Source organism: Blautia sp. RTP21359st1_E11_RTP21359_211015, from assembly GCF_040910705.1.
GTDB lineage: Bacteria > Bacillota > Clostridia > Lachnospirales > Lachnospiraceae > Blautia_A > Blautia_A fusiformis.
The window spans coordinates 34052-40503 of sequence record NZ_JBDGAB010000034.1 but is presented as its reverse complement, the minus strand read 5'-3'; the positions used below and the strand labels follow the sequence as shown (position 1 = coordinate 40503).

The 6452-nt window shown below is 39.4% G+C and carries 6 protein-coding genes; 5 read left to right on the top strand and 1 reads right to left on the bottom strand.

Going from position 1 to position 6452, the window contains the following annotated elements; all coding sequences use genetic code 11:
* Positions 1-163: 163 nt before the first annotated feature.
* Positions 164-1186 carry an ABC transporter substrate-binding protein gene (locus AB5026_RS12265; protein WP_021652568.1) on the bottom strand — a complete coding sequence of 341 codons (1023 nt, stop codon included), beginning with the start codon at positions 1184-1186 and terminating at the stop codon, positions 164-166.
* A gap of 268 nt (positions 1187-1454) precedes the next feature.
* Here AB5026_RS12265 and AB5026_RS12260 point away from each other — a divergent pair, with 268 nt between their 5' ends.
* From AB5026_RS12260 to AB5026_RS12240, 5 genes are all read left to right on the top strand, one after another.
* The gene (locus AB5026_RS12260; protein ID WP_059086116.1) at positions 1455-2492 is read left to right on the top strand and encodes a helix-turn-helix domain-containing protein; all 1038 of its coding nucleotides are present in this window, start codon (positions 1455-1457) and stop codon (positions 2490-2492) included.
* A 142-nt stretch (positions 2493-2634) separates the two neighbouring features.
* Positions 2635-2790: a hypothetical protein gene (locus AB5026_RS12255; protein ID WP_021652569.1), complete on the top strand. Its 156-nt coding sequence runs from the start codon at positions 2635-2637 to the stop codon at positions 2788-2790.
* A gap of 449 nt (positions 2791-3239) precedes the next feature.
* Positions 3240-3899, top strand: a complete 660-nt coding sequence (locus tag AB5026_RS12250) for an IS607 family transposase (protein WP_059086915.1) — start codon at positions 3240-3242, stop codon at positions 3897-3899.
* A complete protein-coding gene (locus tag AB5026_RS12245) occupies positions 3847-5010 on the top strand; it encodes an RNA-guided endonuclease TnpB family protein (RefSeq protein ID WP_059086117.1) in 1164 nt (387 codons plus the stop codon). The genes AB5026_RS12250 and AB5026_RS12245 overlap by 53 nt, the downstream gene beginning before the upstream one ends.
* A gap of 177 nt (positions 5011-5187) precedes the next feature.
* The gene (locus tag AB5026_RS12240) at positions 5188-6396 is read left to right on the top strand and encodes a MalY/PatB family protein (protein ID WP_059086118.1); all 1209 of its coding nucleotides are present in this window, start codon (positions 5188-5190) and stop codon (positions 6394-6396) included.
* Positions 6397-6452 lie beyond the last annotated feature (56 nt).

Below are 6452 nucleotides of genomic sequence, written 5' to 3'. Positions count from 1 at the left end.
CTATGGTTTATTAGTTAATACAATTACTATTTTGTCCATCTTCAATTACTTGCATAAATTCGATGGACGCGTCTTATTCCCTCTTTATTACATACAAAAACCTGCGGTTTTTATAAAAGCCGCAGGTTTTTCCCATGTTTTTTTAAACTTTCTAAACTATTTTTTAATTTTCACATGCTTTCTGTGCATACTCTGTCTGCACCAGATTTTCATACGCTGTACGATCCGTCAGCTCACCTGCATCTTCCAGGATATCCTGCAGAAGCTCAAAGCTGTCTTTTTCAAAAATAAGATTTTCTTTCCAGGTATCCTGGTCATAATAACGTTTTACAATGGCAGTAATGGTTTCAAGATCTGTTTCTTTGAACTGCGGTGCGATCACTTCTGCGATTTCCTCCGGCGTATGACTCTGCACATAGTCCATTCCCTTCTGAAGTGCATCGGTAAATTTCTGGATGATCTCAGGATTTTCTTTCATGTAGCTTGCTTTTGCACTGTAGGATGTATATGGTACATAGCCGGATGCCTCTCCGAGAGATGCAACTACATAGCCCGCTCCTTCTTTTTCCAGAATGGTCGCAGATGGTTCGAATTCTACTGTATATGCCGCGGAATCATCACTGGTAAAAGCTGCTGCTGTGGAACCGAAATCAACGCTCTGGTCGATGGTCAGATCCTTTTGCGGATCAATGCCGTTTTTCTTCAGTATATATTCAAATACCATTTCCGGCATTCCGCCCTTACGACCGCCAAGAACCTTCTCTCCTTTTAGATCCTCCCATTTGAAATCAGGCATCTCTTCTCTTGCCACTAGAAAATTCCCCGCACGCTGGGTTAACTGTGCAAAATTTACGACAGGATCCGTGGCGCCCTCCTGATAAGCATAAACAGATGCCTCTGCGCCCATAAATCCAATATCTGCCTCACCGGAAATCACAGCAGTCATCGTTTTATCTGCTCCGAATCCCGTCACCAGCGTCAGATCCAGACCTTTCTCCGCAAAATATCCCTCCTCAATCGCCACATACTGCGGTGCGTAAAAGATTGAATGTGCGACTTCATTCAGTGTAACCTTTGTAAGCTTCTCTTCTGTGCTGTCTTTCTTCGCAGCAAATACTCCCATTGGCAGCGCCGTCACCGCCAGCACAACTGCTGCCGCCAGTGCAATCCATTTTTTATTTTTCATGCAGATACTCCTTTACAGACTTCTTCTGTTAGAGTATGCATAATTAATTAATTGGTGACCAGGGAAACATACAAAGTATCGTAAAACACAGTCTCCATGATTCCTTTTGTTAGGATATGCCCAAAAACCAACTGCTGATCACGATCAACTTTCCCATCAGTTAAAAAATATGAATTTTATTTAACAACAATTCAATTGTGTTCAATTTCCAATCCTGCTATGATTTAATCACAAAAGCTTTTGAAATTTCAATCAGGAGAGAATTAGGATGAATATTGGAAATGTGATAAAAAAATATAGAAAAGAGTCTGGTTTCACCCAGGAGGAAATGGCAAACCGCTTAGGAGTAACTACTCCAGCGGTGAATAAATGGGAGAACGGGAACTCCAATCCAGATATTGAACTGTTAGCACCAATTGCAAGACTGCTACATATTTCCCTTGATACCCTGTTGTCTTTTCATGAAAATCTGACAGACGTTGAAATTACAGAACTTATTCAGGAAATGGACAAAATGTTTTCAGCAGAAGGTTACGAAAAGACCTATCAATGGGCAGTAAATATCATAAAAGATTACCCTAACTGCAACATGCTTATCTGGCAGGTGGCGGTGATGCTTGACTCGCGAAGAATCATAGGTCAGTGTGAGCATCCCGATAAGTACGACGAACAGATTAATTCCTGGTACGAAATGGCACTAAATGACAAGGACGAAAAAATCCAGCACCATGCGGCAGATTCTCTGTTCGGATTCTACTTGCGAAAAGGGAATTATGAAATGGCAGAAAAATATCTGAACTATTTTTCCGACTATGATCCCATGAAAAAACTAAGACTTGGGCAATTATACATGGAACAGGAAAAAACAGAAGAAGCATATGAAAAACTGGAAAATATAATTCTTTCAGAGTATACTACTTTGAATCTTGCCTTTGGCATGATGATCACAAAAGCTCTTGACAATAAAGATCATAAATCCGCAAGATTCCTGGCCGAGAAAATGTATGCATTAGCAGGTATTTTTGAGATGGGAAAATACAATGAATGTGCAACCATGTTTAATGTTGTGGTGGCAGAACAAAATGTAGAAGATACTTTTAAGGTAATAAAACAACTGCTGGAGAATGTCGATACAATCTGTGATTTTCAGAAATCAAGATTATATAAACATATAAAATTCCAAGATGTAGAAAATCCATATGCTGAAGAAATGAAAAAAGAACTGATTGCAGGCTTCCAAAATGAAGAAGACTTTGCTTATATGAAAGGCTATAAACCCTGGAAAAAATTATTAGCAAAGTATTGATCCTGCTTATGTTTATTGCAAAATAAAAAACCTATTCATTCGCAATAGATCACATTTATAGATGAAAGAGATGCAGGCGTCGCGGCTCCTGCATCTCTTTTAACCCATAGGGTGCGTGATTGCAACGAAATTTACCACCTCAATGGATGATAAATTGCAATATATTTCAAAAATAAAAGAAGAACGTAATAAGGCACAGGACGAACTTGCTGAACTAAGGAAAATTCTTGAATTGCCAGATGATATTTCTTTGACAGAACACATTACAAAGATAAAAATAAATATTGACAAGGAGTAATTGAACCAGTATCATATAAGTACAAAGAAGTCTTTTTCCGGAGTGAGAAAGATATTATTACTTATTCAAAGGAAAGGGGCTCTGGACGAGTTCCTTTTTACATTTCATAAAATTTGATTTTATAACATATACTCTGAACACAAAGTAGCTCTGGATAGGATATTCGGAGTTGTAAAACGGCGGAAATATCATTGCTGGTATTTCCGCCACTTCTTTTATAGATTATTCGCACTATTCAATCCATCCACTCAATTACACAAAATCAAATCGTCTCATAATTTACATTAATATATGTACGCCACCCCCAAAATATGATAAGGTGAAGCAAATAGAATTTTTCAGGAGGTTATTAACAGTTAAATATAAATTATAAAATTATAAAATCATATAAGTACATGTTGAGTTTTATAAGATATTAGAGCAGAATATTATTGAAAGGAGTTGATGCTTTGAGTAAATATTATTCTATACATGAATTTTCAAAAATTATAGGCGTATCCGCCCAGACATTACGAAATTGGGATGCCAATGGAAAACTTCATCCGCATCATACTACAGTAAGCGGCTATAGATATTATTCTGACGAGCAACTCAACCAGGTAATAAATGTAAAGCCTAAAAATCGCATTACAATTGGATATTGTCGCGTTTCCAGCCATAAACAGAAAGATGATCTGGAACGACAGATTGATAATGTTAAGACATATCTTCTGGCAAAAGGACAGCCATTTGAGATAATAAGTGATATCGGTTCCGGAATTAATTATAAGAAAAAAGAACTCCAGGAATTGATCAGGCGAATATCTCAAAATCAGGTTGAAAAGGTTGTTGTTTTATATAAAGATCGGCTATTGCGATTTGGTTTTGAATTGATAGAATATATCGCTTCGCTTTATAATTGTGAGATTGAGATTATTGATAATACTGAAAAATCCGAACAGCCGGAACTTGTTGAAGATCTGGTTCAGATAATCACAGTATTCAGTTGCAAATTACAAGGAAAACGAGCGAATAAAGCCAAGAAACTTATCCGGGAACTGATACAGGAGGAAGTAGATGGTAAAAGCCATAAAAGCAATGTTGATACCAAACAATGTACAGAAAACTAAGATGTTTCAGTACGCAGGTGCTTCAAGATTTGCTTATAACTGGGCTTTGGCAATGGAGATAGAAAACTATGAAAAAGGCGGAAAATTCATTTCAGATGCAGAACTCAGAAAAGAATTTACAAAGCTTAGACATTCTGATGAATACGCATGGTTATTGAGTATTTCAAATAATGTAACCAAACAGGCGATCAAAGATGCCTGCACCGCTTATAAGAACTTTTTCAAAGGTTTGCAGAAATTCCCAAGATTCAAGCCAAAAAAGAGATCAATACCGAAGTTCTATCAGGATAATATTAAGATACAATTCAGCAATACTCATGTTAAGTTTGAAGGATTTTCTTCGAGCAGGAAAAGAAATAAACAAAAACTAAATTGGGTAAGACTTGCAGAGCATGGTCGTATTCCTACAGATGCTAAATACATGAATCCGAGAATATCTTTTGATGGGTTGAACTGGTGGATCAGCGTATGTGTGGAATTTCCTGATTGCATAGAAAAACTTAATGATGATGGGATTGGTATAGATCTAGGAATCAAAGATCTGGCTATTTGCTCTGATGGAGCTAAGTATAAGAACATCAATAAAAGTCAGAAAGTAAAGAAACTAGAAAAACAGAAACGCAGATTACAGCGTAGTATCTCTCGCTCTTACGAGAAAAATAAGAAAGGAGAAAGTTACTGCAAAACAAATAATGTAATCAAAAAGGAAAAACTTTTATTAAAACGAAATCACAGATTAACAAATATCCGTAAGAACTATTTGAATCAGACTACATCTGAAATTGTAAGTCGAAAACCAAGATTTATTTGTATTGAAGATTTGAATGTTAGTGGAATGATGAAAAATAGACATTTATCAAAAGCAGTTCAGAATCAGGGGTTTTTTGAGTTTAGAAAGCAGCTTGAATACAAGTGCAGCGATAAAGGGATCCAGCTTATTGTGGCTGATCGGTTTTATCCATCATCAAAGCTTTGCAGTTGCTGTGGAAACATTAAAAAAGACTTGAAATTATCTGACAGAATTTATAAATGTGATTGTGGAAATGTCATTGATAGAGATTTTCAGGCATCTATAAATCTCAAGGCTTATGGAGAAAGATTTGCAAGCTAACACTAAAACGTTAGTGCAAATATGTACGGGTACGTTAATCCGGAATTTACGCCTATGGAGAGTACAAGAACTTGTGAGTAGATAGATATTTATATCATCAAAAGCATACTCGTTGAAGTAGGAATGAAACATAGAAGTTTATAACTTTTTATAAGTTTTCAGTAACGGAGCATTCATATGAAATACGACTTCACTTCCATCATTGACCGACATGGCAGAGATTCCATCGCAGTAGACGGCCTGAAGGGCGATGGTTTCTCTCCTGCCCCGCCGAAGGAGGGCTTCGATGCCATCCCGATGTGGGTAGCAGACATGAACTTTCCTACTGTACCTACCATACAGCAGGCGATCATCGAACGGGCCAGTCACCCGGCCTTCGGTTACTTCGAAGCCCCGCCGGAATATTATAAAGCCATCATCCGCTGGCAGGAAACACGCCACGGTGTCACCGGTCTGAAGCCCAGGCACATTGGCTACGAAAATGGCGTTCTGGGCGGAGTTATCAGTGCACTGAACTGCATCTGCTCCCGCGGTGATAACGTCCTGGTCCACAGCCCGACATACATAGGCTTCACCTCAAGCCTGAAAAACAACGGCTACGAGGCCGTACATTCTCCGCTGGTAAGGGATGAAAACGGCATATGGAGAATGGATTATGCAGACATGGAAAAACAACTCCGTGAAAAGAAGATCCACGCTGCCATTCTCTGCAATCCACACAATCCCTGCGGACGCGTGTGGGAACGCCGGGAGCTGGAAAAAGCCATGGAGCTGTACCGAAAATATGATGTCTACGTCATCTCAGACGAGATCTGGTCTGACCTCATCCTGAATGGCCATAAGCATATCCCCAGCCAGTCCGTCAGCGAAGATGCCCGCCAGCGTACAGCAGCCTTCTACGCTCCATCCAAAACCTTTAATCTGGCAGGACTTGTTGGCAGCTATCACATTGTATACAACAGCTGGTGGCGGGATCGTATTTTGAAGGAGTCCAGTCTGAGCCATTATAATATGATGAATGTTCTGTCCATGCACGCTCTGCTTGGCGCTTATCAGCCTGAAGGCTATGAATGGACCGATGAACTATGCGAAGTACTAAGCGGAAATGTAAGCTTTGCCTGTGATTACATTGACCGGCACTTTAAGGGTGTCAACGTTTCCAGACCGGAAGGCACCTACATGCTCTTTGCCGACTGCACCGACTGGTGTACTGCCCATGGCAAAACAATCGAAGATGTGGAAAAAGCCTGCTGGGATGTCGGCGTTGCCGTCCAGGACGGCAGGATGTTTTTCGGTCCCTGTCACCTAAGAATGAATCTGGCCTCACCCCGTTCCCGCATAGAAGAAGCCTTCCGCCGAATGGATCGGTACGTCTTCAACAGGTAAAAATCCACTCTGCCATTCATTACAATCTATGCTATAATAGAGCTCATAACATCAGC